Below are 15195 nucleotides of genomic sequence, written 5' to 3'. Positions count from 1 at the left end.
GAAATGGGTGAGCATCTATCACGGTACGCCGTCACCGGCCTACCTGTTTCCGGTCAGCTTTGTCCTTCGGCCCCCGAGGACGACGCCTGAGCGGCCTGAGCGGCAGCGCTGCCCGGACGCTTCCGGGCCACCCAACCCTCGATATTCCGCTGCTGGCCCCGCGCCACCGCCAGCGAACCGGACGGCACATCCTTCGTGATGACCGACCCGGCGGCCGTGTACACCCCGTCCCCGACCGTGACAGGTGCCACAAACATATTGTCCGAACCGGTACGGCAGTGGGAACCGATCGTCGTGTGGTGCTTGGCGACCCCGTCGTAGTTCACGAAGACGCTCGCCGCACCGATGTTGGTGTGATCACCGATCGTCGCGTCACCGACGTAACTCAGGTGCGGGACCTTCGTCCCCTCGCCGACGGTCGCGTTCTTCATCTCCACGTACGTACCGGCCTTGGCCTTCGTCCCCAGCCGCGTCCCCGGCCGCAGATACGCGTACGGCCCCACCGACGCCCCCGGCCCGATCTCCGCCGAGTCCGTCACGGAGTTGTCCACCCGGGCCCCGGCCCCCACCGCGGTGTCCTTGAGCCGCGAGTTCGGCCCGACCTCACTGTCCTCCGCGAGGTGAGTGGTCCCCAGCAGCTGCGTCCCCGGATGCACGACCGCGTCCCGCTCGTACGTCACCGTCGCGTCGATCAACGTGGACGCCGGGTCCACAACCGTCACGCCCGCGAGCATCGCCCGCTCAAGCAGCCGCTCGTTCAGCAGCCGACGCGCCTCGGCCAGCTGAAGCCGGTTGTTGATCCCGAGGATCTCGCGGTGGTCACCCGCCACCGACGCCCCGACCCGATGCCCGGCCTCGCGCAGGATCGACAGCACATCGGTGAGGTACTCCTCGCCCTGGCTGTTGTCCGTGCGCACCTTGCCCAGCGCATCCCCGAGCAGCCGCCCGTCGAACGCGAACACCCCGGAGTTGATCTCCCGGATCGCCCGCTGCGCCTCGGTGGCGTCCTTGTGCTCGACGATCTCGGTCACCGCACCGGTGGCGGGATCGCGCACGATGCGCCCGTAGCCCGTGGAGTCCGGGACCTCGGCGGTCAGCACGGTGACCGCGTTGGCGTCGGCCGCATGCGTGGCGGCGAGCGCGCCGAGCGTCTCGCCCGACAGCAGCGGGGTGTCGCCGCAGACGACGATCACGGTCCCGTCGACACCCCCGCCGAGCTCTTCGAGCCCCATCCGGACGGCGTGCCCGGTCCCGTTCTGCTCCGCCTGGAAGGCGGTGCGCACGGGGGCGTCACCGGCGTTCAGGTGTGCGGTGACCTGCTCGCTCGCGTGGCCGACGACGACGACGAGGTGCTGCGGGTCCAGCTCACGGGCTGCGGCGACGACATGGCCGACGAGCGAGCGCCCGGAGATCTCGTGCAGGACCTTGGGAGTCTTCGACTTCATGCGGGTGCCCTCACCCGCTGCGAGGACGACGACGGCTGCCGGGCTGGTTGCGCTCACGGATGTGCCCTTCGGCTTCGGGTGGTGGTCATCCGCAGGATACCGGGGGCGTTTCGGCGGGGAACGGGGGCGGGCCCCGACCGGTGTGGTCGGGGCCCGATGCGTGAGCTCCGCCGGCTGGATTCGAACCAGCGTCTCAAGGCTCCAAAGGCCTGCGGGATGCCGCTACCCCACGGCGGATCACGCCTCAACCCTACCGGGTCGATCACCGCCCTTGAGTCGGGAGGTGGCCTCTTCCGCGATCCCCGACCACCACCCTTCGATGCGGCGGTAGAGCGTGGCGCCCTTGGCGACGCGGATGACCAGGCACCCCCGGTACGCCTCGCCCACATTCTTCCGGACCGTCTTCGGATTGTGCTTCTTGAGAGTCGTCTTCTGGAGGGCGGATACGTCGATGCCGACCAGATCGGCCCAGTAGCGTTCCGCCGCCGGGACGTCGGCCGTCTCGTGGATCATCACCCGGTAGGAGAGGCGGTCCCGCCCGACTTCCAGCAGGTCCAGCCAGGCCAGATAGACGGCTATGACGCCCGGGTCGCTGTTGATGAACGTGACGTTCTCGCGCCGGTCGTAGACCTTGTCCTTGCCTCCCTCAGCCCAGTACAGCGCGATTCCGGTGTAGAAGAGCTCCTGGTCCGACATGGTCACCGTCTCGTCCCGGGCTGCTGCCTTCGTCCGCCGCCTTTCGGCGTCACGCACCGCCAGCTCGTGGTCCCAGCGCATACGACCCGCGAGGCGCGCCTGCTCGATGGCGCTACGGCTGCGCTCAGGCTTCGGCAGATCCCGTACCCAGAGCGAGATCGAACTCTTCGAGCACCCAAGCTCCACCTGGATCTGGTCGTATGTCATCCCCTGCAGGCGCAGTTCCCGGGCCTTCTCCCGGAGGTCGTCCTTGGCGTTCGGCCGCTTCGTCCATTCCGGGGCGGGCTCGCCCTGGAGGAGGCGGTTGAGGATGTCGTTGTTGTCGACGTGGAGGCGGTCGCGGATCTGGCGGCGGCTCAGCCCCTCCCGGCGCAGCGCCACCGCCTGGGCGCGTAAGCCCTCGAAGTCGGCGTACTTGCTTGTGGTTTCCGTCATACGGTGATCGTCGTCCGGAATGCGAACGTCCGGGTCGAAAGCGCGGTCGATTCGCCATTTCAGGCGATCGGCATCTGTTTCGTGCACGTTCGAACGCGGAACGTGCTGTTGCCGGTCACCGGAAATTGGGATGCGTCCGCCCGTAGGCTGGATGCCATGACCGCAACGGGGGCAGACCAGGAGGCGGCGGGATCGACCACCCGCGGCTACTGGTGGTGGGAGCGGCGACGCAGTGTCGCCCTGGACGTGGGACTGGCGCTGGTATCGGCGCTGGAGTGTGGCCTGGAGGGGGTGGAGTTCGCCCGGAGTGCCGGTCTGCCGGTGCCGGTGGGTGTGGTGTTCGGGCTGCTGTCGGGTTCGGTGCTGCTGGTCCGGCGGCGGTGGCCGATCGTCGTGGTGCTGGTGTCGATCGCGATGACGCCGGCCGAGATGGGCTTCCTGATGGCTCTGGTCGGCCTGTACACGCTGGCCGCGTCCGAGGTGCCGCGCCGGATCACCGTCGTGCTGGCGGGGATGGCGTTGGTGGGGACGTTCATCGTGACGTACGTGCGGCTGCGGCAGACCGTGGCCGAGCAGGCGGATTTCGGGCCTGGGGACTGGTACGTACCGCTGATGTCCGTCTTCATGGCGGTGGGGCTCACGGCTCCGTCCGTGTTGCTGGGCCTCTACATAGGGGCCCGGCGGCGGTTGATGGAGAGCTTGCGGGAGCGGGCCGATTCGCTGGAGCGGGAGTTGTCGCTGCTCGCGGACCGGGCGGAGGAGCGGGCCGAGTGGGCGCGTACGGAGGAGCGGACGCGGATCGCGCGGGAGATGCATGACGTGGTCGCCCATCGGGTGAGTCTGATGGTGGTGCACGCCGCCGCTCTCCAGGCGGTGGCGCCGAAGGATCCGGCGAAGGCGGTCCGGAATGCGGCGCTGGTCGGGGACATGGGCCGGCAGGCGCTCACGGAGCTGCGGGAGATGCTCGGGGTGCTGCGTTCGGGGGATGCGCTGACCGCGCCTGCCGCTGCGGGCGGGGGTGTGGTGCCGTTGGCTTCGGTGGGGCAGGCGGTGGCCGCGGCTGCCGCCGAGGCGTCGGAGGACGGGCCTCGGCTGAGTGAGCTGGAGGCGCTGGTGGCGCAGTCGCGGCAGGCGGGGATGGTGGTGGAGCTGTCGGTGGACGGTGAGCTGCGGCCGTATCCGCCGGAGGTGGAGCAGACCGCGTTCCGGGTGGTGCAGGAGGCGTTGACGAACGTGCACAAGCATGCGGCGGGCGCGAAGACGTGGGTGCGGCTCGCGCATCGGGAGTCCGAGGTCGCGATGCAGGTGGAGAACGGTCCTTCGGATGCGGCGGCGGCGGATGCGGGGTTGCCGAGCGGGGGGAACGGGCTGGTGGGTATGCGGGAGCGGGTGTTGGGGCTGGGGGGTGTGTTCGTGTCGGGTCCGACGGACGCGGGGGGTTTCCGGGTGTCAGCGGTGCTTCCGGACGGTTCGAGCGCCTGACTGCGGGTTTCGGCCGCTTTCGCCCCTGAGGCGCCCTGATGACGGGCTGGCCCCCCTCAGGCCCGTGCGGTGTCTGACGGTGGCGCTTGGCCCCAGCCCGTCCGGCGTTCGAGGACGGAGCCCTGGTTGTGGGGAGCGGCTGCCCCTCCGTGTGCGGGGAGCGATGGTGCCCGTTCGTGCCGGGTGGTGTGTTCGTCCTCAGGCGCCGGGCGGGCTGGGGGAGGACGTCAGGCGGGATGGCTGCGTGCCCGTGATGAGCGTGGCGAGCGCCTGATCGATGTCCGTGCCCAGGAACCAGTCCCCTGTGTGGTCGACGCTGTAGACCCGGCCTTCCGTGTCGATGGCCAGGACCGCCTGTTCCTGGCCTTCCGACCCGAGTGGGGCGACCTCTGTTTCCAGGGCGCGGCCGAGGTCGCCGAGCGTACGGGCGAGGTGGAGGCCGTGCAGGGGGTCGACGCGGACCGCGGCCGGTGCGATGTGCCGGCCGGGTGCGGATGCGGTGATGTGGAGGCCGCCGAATTCCGCCCAGGCCTCGACCGCGGCCGGGAAGACGGCGTGCCGGTGGCCGGCGGGGGAGGCGTGGGAGCGCAGGGCGTCGGCCCATTCCTCGGCCTGGCGGATGTCCCAGCGTCCGGGCTGCCAGCCCGCTTCGCGCAGGGCGGCGTCGACGGCGACGGGGAAGCGGGTGGTGTTGTGCTGCTGCGGAAGGTGCGGGAGCTGGTCGTGCATGTGTGGGCGGTCAGCCCTTCTCGGCGGTGGTCGCGGCGCCGGTGGTGGTGAGGTCGACGGGGCGTACGCCGAAGTGGGACAGGAGTGCGGAGCAGGAGCGGCAGGGTGGTGCGTAGCTGCCGTGGAGGGGGTCGCCGTCCTCACGGATGCGGCGGGCGGTGAGGCGGGAGTGTTTGAGTGCGCGGCGGGCTTCCCCGTTGGTCAGGGGTTTTCGCTGGGCGCGTTTGGAGCGTCCGCTCTCGGCGGCGGTGAGCTGGCGGGAGAGCAGTATGGCTTCGGGGCAGCGGCCGGTGAAGCGTTCGCGCTGGCCGGTGGTGAGGGTGTCGAGGAAGTCCTGGACGAGTGGGTGCAGTGCGGGCGGCTGGTCCCCCTTGCCCGCGGTGCAGGTGAGGGTCTCTCCGCGTACGGAGAGGGCGGCGGCCACGGCGGGGAGGATCCCGTCGCGGCGGTGGAGCAGTCGTGGTGTGGTGCTGTTCTCGGTGCTGCTCCAGCTGAGTCGCGGATCCCCTGATGTGACGGTTTGTGCGGAATGCATTGTGCTGACGTCCCTCCCTGCAATCCCCCGAGTTGCGGGGACAGCCTGCCAAATGTGCCGGGTGGTGGGGAAGCTGGGGCAGGGAATCGTGCCTGCGTGTCGCCCGAAGGTGCGAGACCGTCGCCTCACTGTCACGTGAATGTGACCGTTCGTGACGGAACCGGCGGGGCGGGGCCCGCTGTTGTCCCACCGCTTAGGCTGTGCGGAACACCAGACGCAGCAGGGGGCAACAGCCATGACGACAGGTCGGCTCGGGCAGCAAGCCGCGCCACCGAACGCGGCCTATGCCGGGCAGGTCGTGCACTTCCCGGACCCGGTCCGGGCGTCCCGCCACCCCAGAGGTGTGCGGATGGACGTGAACGGTCATCCGGTTCTTTCGCCGTATGCGCGTGCCGCCGCGGAGATCGCGGATCCGCCGCAGGGGTTCGGTATCGACGAGCTGCGTCTCACCGACTACGTGTCGGCGAATGCGGCGATGGCGGCGAGTGGTCACGATCTGTGGGACACGATTCCCGCGGTGGCGACCCCGCACGGCTGGACGTGGCACCACGTGGCGGGTGGCCGGCGGATGGAGCTGGTGCCGGTCGAGGTGAAGGCGCTGCTGCGTCATCACGGTGGTCTGGCGGGGACCGAGGTGGACCAGAACCGGCGGGGTACCCGTCCCTTGCAGGAGACGCGTCCGGCGCATTTCCGGCTGCCGAAGGGTGCTGTCGCGGTGAGCGAGCAGCAGATCCAGGGTGTCGAGGAGGATCTCGGCTACCGGCTGCCCGGTGCGTACCGCACGTTCCTGAAGGCTGCTGGTGGTTCGGCCCCGGTGGGTGCGGCGCTGGACGCGGAGCTGGGGCTGCTGGTGGACCAGCCGTTCTTCACGGTGCGTGACGAGGCGGCGGTGAACGATCTGGTGTACGTGAACAAGTGCCTGCGGGACCACTTCACCAAGGACTTCCTGGGTGTCGCTTTCGTGCAGGGCGGGATTCTCGCGGTGAAGGTGCGCGGTCAGGATCCCGGCTCGGTGTGGTTCTGCCCGTACGACGATGCCCGAGACCAGGACGGCTGGAGTGTCCAGGAGCGTTCGGAGCGGTTGTTGCTGCCCTGTGGGGCGGACTTCGACGCCTTCCTTCAGCGGCTCGCGGGTAATCCGCCGGAGCTGGAGACGGTGGCGAACCTGATGGTGGACGGTGGCTTCGCGCGCGTCGTCCCGGTGGAGGGGTGAGCGCGGTGGTGACTTTCGCGCAGGCGCAGGAGCGGGCGGACGAGTGGGTCAACGGTGACGTGCCCGCGTATCAGCACCGTGAGGTGCGGGTCCGTGAGTTCGATCTGGGTTTCGTGGTGTGGGCCGAGGACCGGGCGGAGGGCCCGGTCTCGGACGGTGGTCGTCAGCGGTTGGTGATCGCCCGGGACAGCGGTGAGGCGACGTTGTGGCCGGGGTTGCCGGTGGGTGAGGTGATCCGGCGGTACGAGGAGGAGTACGGGGTCGCGGCGGATGCGCCCGCCGCTGCGCCGGAGCCGCCTCAGCGGGTGGATCTGAATCAGACGTCGTTCCTGTTGACTCCTCCGGAGTGGCTCCAGGAGGCGGCGGACAAGCTGGGTATTCCGGATCATCGGGCGGAGCGGGGGGAGTCGGGGGCGGCCCCGGATGCGGCCCCCGCGCCGGACGGGACGTCCGCTGCGGCTCCGGCTGCGGCTCCTGCTCAGGAGCCCGCGGAGTCCGGAGGTTCCGCGTCCGGGGGTTCCTCTTCCGGGGACTCCGGGGGCTCCGGGGGTTCCGGGGCCTCTTGGCCCGCGGCCGGCGGTGGCGGGGCCTACGAGCCGACGGCGTCCGAGGGTGTTCCCGCGGGGGCGACCCCGTGGGCGGGTACGGACACCAACTCGGACTCCGACGACGGGGCCGTTCCGCTGCCCGCGACCGTGTTCGCGCCGCCGCTGTCGGGGACGGACGACGAGGAGGCCCCGCCGCCGGTCGTCCCGGCGGAGGCGCCCACCGCGCTGATGTCCGGGGGTAGCCAGCTGCCGCGTACGCAGGTGGCTCCGGCCCTCCGGCCCGAGCAGGGCTCGCAGGGCGGGGCCGGTGAGATCGCGGACGCGGCGACGAGCAAGGCCGCGGTGCCGCCGCGCGGGGCGCGCGGGGGCGGTTCGTCGACTCCGCCGCCTCCCGGTGCGCCCGGGATTCCCGGGGTGCCGTCGGGTTCGACGCCGCCGCCGTCGGGCCCGGGTGCGCCCGGGGCTCCGGCGGGCGGGTACGTCCCGACGCAGCTCGTCTCCCAGCTCGGCCCGCCCGGCCCGCCCGGTGCGCCGGGTGCCACGCCGCCCCCCGGAACCCCCGGCGCGCCGCAGCCTCCCGGTCCTCCCGGTCCTCCGGGTCCGCCCGGTGCGACGCCGCCTCCTGGTCCGCCTCCTCCGCCGCAGGGTTCGACGCCGCCTCCGGGTGGCGGGGTGCACCATGCCGCGACGATGCTGGCCGACGGGAGCAGCATCGGTGCGGGCGTCCCGGCTCCTCCGGGTCCGCCCGGCGCGCCCGGTGCGCCGAAGCCTCCGGGTCCTCCGGGTCCGCCAGGTGCGACGCCGCCTCCGCCGCCGGGTGCGACGCCGCCTCCGGGTGGCGGGGTGCACCAGGCGGAGACGATGTTCGCGGCGCCCGGCCAGGTGGGCCCGCCCGGTCCTCCCGGCATGCCCGGTGCGCCGGGTGTCCCGGGTGCATCGCTGGGCGGGGCCCCGGGTCCCGTACCGCAGCCGCCCGCGCCCGGGCAGCACACCCCGCCGCCCCCGGCGTACGGCTATCCGCAGCAGCCCACCGGTCAGCCGACCGTGGGCCCCGGCTACCAGGCCGTGCTGCGGTTCCGGGCTCCGGACGGCAGTGAGCAGCAGCTGATCCGCCGCTCGGCGCCGGGTACCCCGCACCCCGAGTGGCAGATGCTGCACGAGCTGCGGGCGATGAACGTGCCGCCGCAGCAGGTCATCGAGCTGCACACGGAGCTTGAGTCCTGTGAGCTGCCGGGCGGTTACTGCGCCCGGATGATCCGGGAGACCTGGCCGCAGGTGCGCATCACCAGCGTCGCTCCGTACGGCACCGACCACGCGAGCCGTCAGCAGGGCATGCAGCATCTGCTGACGCACCAGGGCGAGCTGCACCAGGTGGCGGACGGCCCGGCGCGGCCCGCGCCGGTGCGGGCTCCGCTGCCGCAGATGCCGCCCGCGCCCGCGCTGCCGCCGGAGGCGGTGGCAGAGGAGCTGGTGCAGGCGTTCGGGCCGCAGGGCATTCTGCGGTTCGATCAGCGTGCGGTGTCCCGTCAGGGGGTGCCGGAGGTCGTCGCCCGTACGTTGGTGTGGGCGGGTCTGCCCGCCGATTTCGGGCCGTTCTTCTGGGCGCAGCCGGGGCAGCCGGTGGTGCCGACGCTGGGGGAGCTGGCGGCGCAGCGACAGGTTCAGGCCGCGCCGGACGCGGGGTCGTATCTGGTGATGGGCACGGACTTCGGCAAGGCGCTCTGCGTCCAGTACGGGACGGCGAACATCGTGGCCGTTCCGGTGGAGGCCGGGCCCGGCGGTCAGTCGGTGGCGCCGCAGTTCGTGAACACGGGGCTGCCGGAGTTCGTGCGGTCGATGGCGCTGCTGGGCCGGATGTGGCGGCTGCGGTTCGGGCTGAACCCGGAGCAGGCGGGGCGCTGGACGGTCGACTTCCAGGCGCAGCTGGTGGCGCTGGACCCGGCGGCGCTGGCGTCGCCGGAGAACTGGTGGTCGGTGCTGCTGGAGCAGATGTGGGACGGCCTGCTCTGAGCCGTACGTCATCGATGTGATGAGGCGCCCGGACCCGGGGAGGGTTCGGGCGCCTCTCGTCGTATGGGGGTCGATGCCGCGCGGCCGGGGCTGTGATGCCGGTCGCTTCCGTCCTGAAAGCATCTGATCGATTCCGACTTCCGGCACTAATTGCCGCATCCTTGGCATGTCGGTGAGGCGTATCGATGAATCGGTGAGTCGGAGAGGGGCTTCAGGGATGAGTGCTGGACCGGTGTCCGCGTACGACACCGTCGGCGTGCGGGGGCGTGGCTACAGTCCGGAGCAGGTGGACCGTGCGACCGCTGCCTTGGTCGCCGAGCGGGACACTGCGCTCGCGGAGGTCTCCCGGCTGACGGTCAGGGTCGAGGAACTTCTCGCCGGGGCGGCCCGGCTGGCGGAGACTGTGGCGGCGCTGCCTCCGCAGGACTACGCGGAGCTGGGGGAGCGGGCCCAGCGGATTCTGGCGCTGGCCGAGAGCGAGGCCGAGGCGCTGCACGCGGAGGCGGTGGCGGCGGGCCAGGCGTTGCGGGACGAGGCCGGGGCGGAGGGCCGGGCGGCCGGTGACGCGGCGCGGGAGGCGGCGGACGCGGTGCGGGAGGCGGCCGTACGGGCGGCCGAGGAGCGGGTGGCCGAGGCGGTCCGGGAGGCCGAGGGGTTGCTCGCCGCGGCCCGGCAGGACGCCGATGAGGTGCGGGCGGCCGCTGCCTCCGGGATGGAGGAGACGCGCCGCCGCACGGCGAGCGTGCTGGCCCACCAGGAGCAGGAGCATGCCGAGCGGCACAAGGCCGCCGAGGCCGAGATCGCCGAGGCCGAGGCGGAGTTGGCGGTGCGCCACGCGGAGCTGACCGAGCGGGCGGAGGCGCTGCTCGCGGAGGCGGGCCGGGAGCTGGCCGCCGCCCAGGAGGCGGCCCGCCACGGCCAGGAGGACGCGGAGGCCCGGGCGGCCGAGCTGCTGGCTCAGGCCCGGGTCCGTGAGGAGCGGGTGGTCCGGGAGACGGAGCGGGTTCTGCGGGAGCACGAGGAGGGCCGCGAGGAGGTCCAGGCGCACATGGTGCACGTACGCAGTTCGCTGGCGGCGCTCACGGGCCGGGTGGCACCGGAGGCGGAGGCGGCGGCAGGGGCGGAGGAGGCCTGAGGGCTGGAGCGGACGGAGTGCCGAAGCGGACCGGATCTTTTCACCGGGCCATGTCGAGATCTTTCACCGGGCCCATGTCGAGGCAGGGTCCGTCCCGTTGGAGGAGACATGGTCGGGGCCGACGCAGGTCATGAGGCGCAGGTCTTGGCCCAGGTGTGGGACAGCACGTTCGACGTCAGGGCGAGGTCGTGACGCTGCCCCTTCTTGATGCAGCCGAGGCGCTTGCGTAGTCCGGGCTCGGCGAAGTATGTGACGTGGATGTAGCCGTTGGCGTCGGGCAGGCCGTTGTTGAAGATCGAGCCCGGGCGGCGGGTGTCCGCCCAGGAGCAGTCGTTCTGGCCGTCGAACCAGTTGGAGTCGTCGCCACTCCAGGCGCACATATCACCCCTGCCGTCCGTCTCCGAGAAGAAACAGACGGAACCGGGGATGCAGCGGTCGTAGCCCGTGGCCGTCTGCCTCGGTGTCGGTGTCGGTGTCGGTGTCTGCGTCGGCTCGGGGCCGGTGCCGCTCCCGTCCGGGCGGGCGTCCGCGACGGGCCCGGCGTTCGTCGGGGCGACCGGTTTCGTTCCGGGGTCCCCGTCCAGGAGCATCCGCATGCCGAGGCCCGTCACCGCCAGGGCCAGCGCGCAGGCCGCCGCCGCGAGCAGAGGGCGGTGCCGGTGCTTGCGGTGCGGCAGTCGGCCCGCCGCCGCCTCCGAGGTTCGCCGCAGCAGCGACGCGGTGTCGTGCGGGGCCCGTTCCTCGTGCGTACGGGCGAGGCAGTCCCGTACGATCCCCCGCCAGGGTGCGGGGAGTTCGGGTGAGAGGCGCAGCTCCTCCTCGCCGCGGGCGTAGCGCACCGCCGCGTCCCGCCGGGCGGTCGGGGTGCCGCCCGGCAGCGGGAACGAGCCGGTCAGGGTCAGGTGGGCCAGCACCCCGAACGCCCAGATGTCCGCGGTCGGCCGGATCCGCATGCCCCGCTCGCCGACCTCGGACCACAGCAGCTCGGGCGGGGTGTAGTCGGCGGTCGTGAACGCGGGGCAGTACGCGTGTGTGCCCTCCAGTTCGGCGGCCATGTTGAAGTCGCCGAGCCGTGCCGTACCGTCCTCCATCAGCAGGACGTTGCCCGGTTTGAGGTCGCCGTGCACCCAGCCCGCGCCGTGCAGTTGGTGCAGGCCCTCGCAGATCTGCACGAGCAGGGCGGGCCCCTGCCGCGGCGGACGGCCGGCGGCCGGCAGCGTGTCGAGGGAGCCCCGTGCCCGCTCCAGTACGAGGACGGTGGCGCCGTCGAGCTCCGGGTGGGCCGGGGCGTCCACCGTCAGCGCGTCGTACATCCGGATCAGCCGCGGTGAACGGAGGCGGCTCAGCAGGGCCACTTCCCGCTCGGCCAGTTCCCGGAGATGGCGTAGCTGGCGCGGTGTGTGCGTGCCGGTGGGCAGGAACTTCAGGGCGGCGCGGGCCGGGGCCGCGTCGGGGTCCTCGTGGTGGGCCGCGTACACGTTGCCGAAAGCTCCCGCGCCGAGCGGCTCCTCGACGATCCAGGGGCCGACGCGGTAGCCGGGCGGAACGGACGCGACGGCGTACGACTGCTGCCGCCCGCTCACCGGGCCGGACCCTTCGCTTCCCGGGCCGGACTGATCGTTCATCGGGCCGCGCCGCTCGTGGAGGGCGCCAGCGCCGCGAGGTCGTCCTCGCGCACCAGGTCGAAGCGGAGCGCGAGGGAGACGAGGGTCTCCTTCTTGCCGTTGAGACGGGGGCCGGGCTCGCAGGACTCGGGGCCGGGTTTGAGCCGCAGCTTCACCGCCAGGTAGTCGATGTTCCACTGCACGGCGGCCCGGTTGGCCGCGGGCCACTGCGGGCGCAGCCGCTCGACGACCTGTTCCACGGTGGGCACCGGCGCGTACGGCTCGCCGCTCAGGCGTGACTCGCACAGGGCCGCCAGCACGATGAAGTACCGCTTTGACCGGTCGAGGGGAAAGGCGAGCGCGGTCGACTCCCCTCCGCAGTCCTCGGCGGGCTCGTCCCGGTCCGACCCGTCCGCCGTGACGGCGGCGTAGTCGTGCCGCGGTGCCCACACGTCGAAGCTGAGCAGCTCGGTGCCCGCGGGCAGGACGACCCGCGAGAACTCGAACGCCACGGGTGCGCCCAGCCGCCTCGGCGCGACCTTGATGTGTTCCCCTGCGCCCTCAGGGTTCTCGACGGCGTACGTCGCCGTGCGGCTGAAGTTGCTGAGCGACCAGTACGTGTCCGTCGCGGTGATCTCGCCCGCGGAACGTGAGACACCGTCATGCGGAATGGTCAGCCGGGGCGATGGGCCGGTGGATGCCTTCCGGCCGAAGCGCAGGGTCTCTCCCGGTGCCAGCCTGAGCTGCTCGCCGGGGTTCATGCCGGGCCCCGGCACCACGATAATGGTGTACATGGACTGATTCCTTCCCCCAAGGTGCGCCGTAAGGGTAGGAAGAGTCGATAAACATCTGCATGACGTGCAGGCCGGGCGGAGTCTCGCCCCCCCCTGTCAGGGCGTCAGCATTCGCGGCCGGGCTGTCAGTGTTCGCTGCCAGGCCGTCAGGCTGTCAGCATTCGCCGCGCCAGTGGAAGCGGTCGATCGTCCTGCCGCCGCTCGCGAAGTTCCCGCGTCCGTCGGCCCAGCCGTGGTGGATGCACTGGCTGCCGCCTTCCTTGAAGTACACCTGCACGTGGTCGTAACCCGGCTGCGGATTGCCGTTGTTGTAGTACGACTTACGGAAGCCGCAGGTGCTGTTGGGCTGGTCGCCGGCCGACCGGCAGACCGAGCCGGTGCCGTTGGCGCCCGAGTAGAAGCAGACGTATCCCGCCGGGCAGTCCTGCCAGCCCGGAGTGGAGCCCGAGCAGTTGCGGCTGGTCACGCTCGGCCACTCCTTGTTGGTGCCCGTGTACTGGACGCCGTCGAAGTGCACGGGAACGCGGTGGCGTTCGTCGGTGAAGTCCCCCGACGCCTTGTAGCGCTGCTCGTAGTGCAGGTGGGACCAGCTGGAGGCGCCGGTCGTGCCGATGCGTCCGATCCGGGTGGACGGCTGGACCGACTGCCCCTTGCGGACGTACGTGGTGGGGGAGTCCTTGAGGTGGTAGTACGCCGTGAACCAGCCGTTGCCGTGGTTGATCTGGATGGTGTTGCCGGAGCCGTTGTCCCAGTAGGCGGCGGACACGGTGCCGGGGGCGGAGGCGAGCACCGGCTTGGCGTCGGAGCCGGTGTTCCTCTCCACGACGATGTCCAGCGCGGGGCTGTGACCGGAGCCGTAGGTGTTCAGCTGCCACCGCGTGTCGCACGCGAACGGCATCTGGAACAGCGGCTTGGCGGCGGCCGCCGCCCGGGTGTCGGCGGTCGGGCCGGTCCCCTCGTCGGCCGTGGCGGCCACGGTGGTGCCCGCGAGCCCGAGAACCGCGAATCCGGCGACCAGGACGGCACGCAGCCGACCGAGTCGGCCGGGGCGCGTGCGCCTGTGTGTCCGACTGCGCGTCCGCCTGTGCGTGCGGTGAAGCATGTTCCCCCCTGTGGAAGGCGCCGACCCTGCCTCCTCGGGCAGCGTCGGAACACATGCTGGGGACTGGCGGACGGTCCGGCAACCTCTTAGGTGCGAGGGAGAGCGGCCGGGCGTGCCGGGGCGCATTCGTGCGCTCCCGCCGCGCCGCCCTGCGCCCTTCCGGTATCGACGGCCGGTCTGGTGTCGTCGGCGATGACGTCAACGCGGCCCGCTGGTGATGGGCGCGTATCCGGTGAGGGGCGCACATATGGCTGACGTACACCTGCCCGTGTTCGACATCCCCTTCCCGCTGCGCGGCAGCCCGCATGTGGTGTACGCGCGCGAGGTCAACCTGGAGCGGTTGCGGTCGCACGGGATGCTCGCGACCGACGAGGCCCTGGAGTGGTATCTGAGCTGGGACATGGCGCAGCTGGCCGGGTACGGATATCCGTACGCCGACCGCGACGAACTGGCCCTGGGCGTGGACCAGATGGCGTTCTTCTTTCTCTTCGACGACCAGTTCGACGGGCCGTTGGGGAGGTGTCCCGAACGCGTTGCGGCGGTGTGCGGCGAGTTGATCGACGTCCTGTTCACCCCGCTGCGGCAGCGGCGCCGTGGTGAGTCGCCGCTGGTGTCGTTCTTCGGTTCGCTCTGGGAGCGCAGCGTGCGCGGGATGGCGCCGTCGTGGTGCGCTCGGGCCGCCCACAACTGGGAGTACTACCTGGCCGCCTACGTGGGCGAGGCCATGGACCGGGTCGGCGGTGCCGTCCCGGGGATGGAGCACTTCCTTCAGGTGCGGCGAGGCATGGCCGGCACCTCCACTCTGATGGACTACGGCGAACGGATCGGCGGGTTCCTCGTTCCGCCCGCCGTGTTCCACACGCCGCAACTGCGCATGATGCGGCAGGTCGCCACTGACGTCCCGATCTTCTGCAACGACGTGTACTCCGTCGTCAAGGAGGAGCCCCGCGGCGACGTCGACAACGCGGTGCTGGTGGTGCAACGTGAACAGAACCTCTGTCGCGAGCGGGCCCTGGACCGCGTCCGCGATCTGGCCATGGCGCGGATCGAGGTGTTCGTGGAGTTGGAGCGCCAACTGCCCGACGTCTGCTCGGGCTTGTCTCTCGGCGACGAGGGCCGGCATGCCGTCGACCGCTACGTCGACGCGATGAAGGCGTGGATGCGCGGCTACCACCAGTGGGAAACGGAGACGCACCGCTACGCGGCGGAGGCGACGGTGCCGCCCGAGGCGCCGAACTTCGCGGAGGACCTCCTCCACCACGACGGGCCCCGGCCGACCGGCCCCTGAAGGGTGCCTTCGGCGGGGGCGCACGGCAACGCGTCGGCGACAGCTTCGCCCGTACCGAGATCGCTCTCGCGCTTGCTTCCGTGGCCGCGCGGTGGCGACCCGAACCGTGTCCGGGACCGGATTCGGCCGTCCCGGCATGTCATCCTCACGCCCCGGGCCCTGGCCATGCGCCTGCACCG

General features: G+C 71.6%; 12 protein-coding genes and 1 tRNA gene. 5 read left to right on the top strand and 8 right to left on the bottom strand.

Annotation, left to right across the window (positions count from 1 at the left end):
- Nucleotides 1-53 precede the first annotated feature (53 nt).
- From glmU to RI138_RS11970, 3 genes are all read right to left on the bottom strand, one after another.
- Nucleotides 54-1502, bottom strand: a complete 1449-nt coding sequence (gene glmU, locus RI138_RS11980; RefSeq protein ID WP_311119904.1) for a bifunctional UDP-N-acetylglucosamine diphosphorylase/glucosamine-1-phosphate N-acetyltransferase GlmU — start codon at nt 1500-1502, stop codon at nt 54-56.
- Nucleotides 1503-1610: 108 nt separating this feature from the next.
- A tRNA-Gln gene (locus tag RI138_RS11975) sits at nt 1611-1682 on the bottom strand.
- Nucleotides 1683-2576 (bottom strand): hypothetical protein, encoded by an 894-nt coding sequence (locus RI138_RS11970; protein WP_311119903.1) that lies wholly within the window; start codon nt 2574-2576, stop codon nt 1683-1685. It abuts the tRNA gene before it with no gap.
- A 156-nt stretch (nt 2577-2732) separates the two neighbouring features.
- Here RI138_RS11970 and RI138_RS11965 point away from each other — a divergent pair, with 156 nt between their 5' ends.
- Nucleotides 2733-4058, top strand: a complete 1326-nt coding sequence (locus RI138_RS11965; protein WP_311122863.1) for a sensor histidine kinase — start codon at nt 2733-2735, stop codon at nt 4056-4058.
- A 198-nt stretch (nt 4059-4256) separates the two neighbouring features.
- Here RI138_RS11965 and RI138_RS11960 read toward each other — a convergent pair whose 3' ends face one another.
- Nucleotides 4257-4787 carry an SUKH-3 domain-containing protein gene (locus RI138_RS11960; protein ID WP_311119902.1) on the bottom strand — a complete coding sequence of 177 codons (531 nt, stop codon included), beginning with the start codon at nt 4785-4787 and terminating at the stop codon, nt 4257-4259.
- 10 nt (nt 4788-4797) lie between these two features.
- Entirely contained in the window at nt 4798-5322 is a 525-nt protein-coding gene (locus RI138_RS11955) for a YwqJ-related putative deaminase (RefSeq protein WP_096630780.1), read from the bottom strand.
- 235 nt (nt 5323-5557) lie between these two features.
- Here RI138_RS11955 and RI138_RS11950 point away from each other — a divergent pair, with 235 nt between their 5' ends.
- The 3 genes from RI138_RS11950 (at nt 5558) to RI138_RS11940 (ending at nt 10228) form a co-directional block, all read left to right on the top strand.
- Nucleotides 5558-6535 (top strand): SMI1/KNR4 family protein, encoded by a 978-nt coding sequence (locus RI138_RS11950; RefSeq protein ID WP_096630778.1) that lies wholly within the window; start codon nt 5558-5560, stop codon nt 6533-6535.
- 5 nt (nt 6536-6540) lie between these two features.
- On the top strand, nt 6541-9093 hold the full coding sequence (locus RI138_RS11945) for an SUKH-4 family immunity protein (RefSeq protein ID WP_311119901.1): 2553 nt from the start codon (nt 6541-6543) through the stop codon (nt 9091-9093).
- Between the two features lie 217 nt (nt 9094-9310).
- Nucleotides 9311-10228: a coiled-coil domain-containing protein gene (locus RI138_RS11940; protein WP_311119900.1), complete on the top strand. Its 918-nt coding sequence runs from the start codon at nt 9311-9313 to the stop codon at nt 10226-10228.
- 128 nt (nt 10229-10356) lie between these two features.
- Here RI138_RS11940 and RI138_RS11935 read toward each other — a convergent pair whose 3' ends face one another.
- The 3 genes from RI138_RS11935 to RI138_RS11925 all read right to left on the bottom strand — a co-directional run bounded on the left by RI138_RS11935 (nt 10357) and on the right by RI138_RS11925 (nt 13728).
- On the bottom strand, nt 10357-11811 hold the full coding sequence (locus RI138_RS11935) for a serine/threonine-protein kinase (RefSeq protein ID WP_311119899.1): 1455 nt from the start codon (nt 11809-11811) through the stop codon (nt 10357-10359).
- Nucleotides 11812-11849: 38 nt separating this feature from the next.
- On the bottom strand, nt 11850-12626 hold the full coding sequence (locus RI138_RS11930; RefSeq protein ID WP_311119898.1) for an FHA domain-containing protein: 777 nt from the start codon (nt 12624-12626) through the stop codon (nt 11850-11852).
- Between the two features lie 154 nt (nt 12627-12780).
- Nucleotides 12781-13728, bottom strand: coding sequence for a peptidoglycan DD-metalloendopeptidase family protein (locus RI138_RS11925; RefSeq protein WP_311119897.1), 948 nt, complete (start codon nt 13726-13728; stop codon nt 12781-12783).
- Nucleotides 13729-13975: 247 nt separating this feature from the next.
- Between RI138_RS11925 and RI138_RS11920 the strand changes: the two genes are divergently transcribed.
- A complete protein-coding gene (locus RI138_RS11920; RefSeq protein ID WP_311119896.1) occupies nt 13976-15016 on the top strand; it encodes a terpene synthase family protein in 1041 nt (346 codons plus the stop codon).
- Nucleotides 15017-15195: the final 179 nt, after the last annotated feature.

The sequence above is a fragment of the Streptomyces durocortorensis genome (genome assembly GCF_031760065.1).
Lineage (GTDB): Bacteria > Actinomycetota > Actinomycetes > Streptomycetales > Streptomycetaceae > Streptomyces.
The sequence above is the reverse complement of the archived record's forward strand: the minus strand, read 5'-3'. Positions and strand labels throughout refer to the sequence as shown.

Excerpts from the sequence above, each read along its gene's own strand:
- RI138_RS11970 (WP_311119903.1), bottom strand. The coding sequence starts at position 2,576 with ATGACGGAAACCACAAGCAAGTACGCCGACTTCGAGGGCTTACGCGCC.
- RI138_RS11965 (WP_311122863.1), top strand. The coding sequence starts at position 2,733 with ATGACCGCAACGGGGGCAGACCAGGAGGCGGCGGGATCGACCACCCGC.
- RI138_RS11960 (WP_311119902.1), bottom strand. The coding sequence starts at position 4,787 with ATGCACGACCAGCTCCCGCACCTTCCGCAGCAGCACAACACCACCCGC.
- RI138_RS11955 (WP_096630780.1), bottom strand. The coding sequence starts at position 5,322 with ATGCATTCCGCACAAACCGTCACATCAGGGGATCCGCGACTCAGCTGG.
- RI138_RS11950 (WP_096630778.1), top strand. The coding sequence starts at position 5,558 with ATGACGACAGGTCGGCTCGGGCAGCAAGCCGCGCCACCGAACGCGGCC.
- RI138_RS11940 (WP_311119900.1), top strand. The coding sequence starts at position 9,311 with ATGAGTGCTGGACCGGTGTCCGCGTACGACACCGTCGGCGTGCGGGGG.
- RI138_RS11930 (WP_311119898.1), bottom strand. The coding sequence starts at position 12,626 with ATGTACACCATTATCGTGGTGCCGGGGCCCGGCATGAACCCCGGCGAG.
- RI138_RS11925 (WP_311119897.1), bottom strand. The coding sequence starts at position 13,728 with ATGCTTCACCGCACGCACAGGCGGACGCGCAGTCGGACACACAGGCGC.
- RI138_RS11920 (WP_311119896.1), top strand. The coding sequence starts at position 13,976 with ATGGCTGACGTACACCTGCCCGTGTTCGACATCCCCTTCCCGCTGCGC.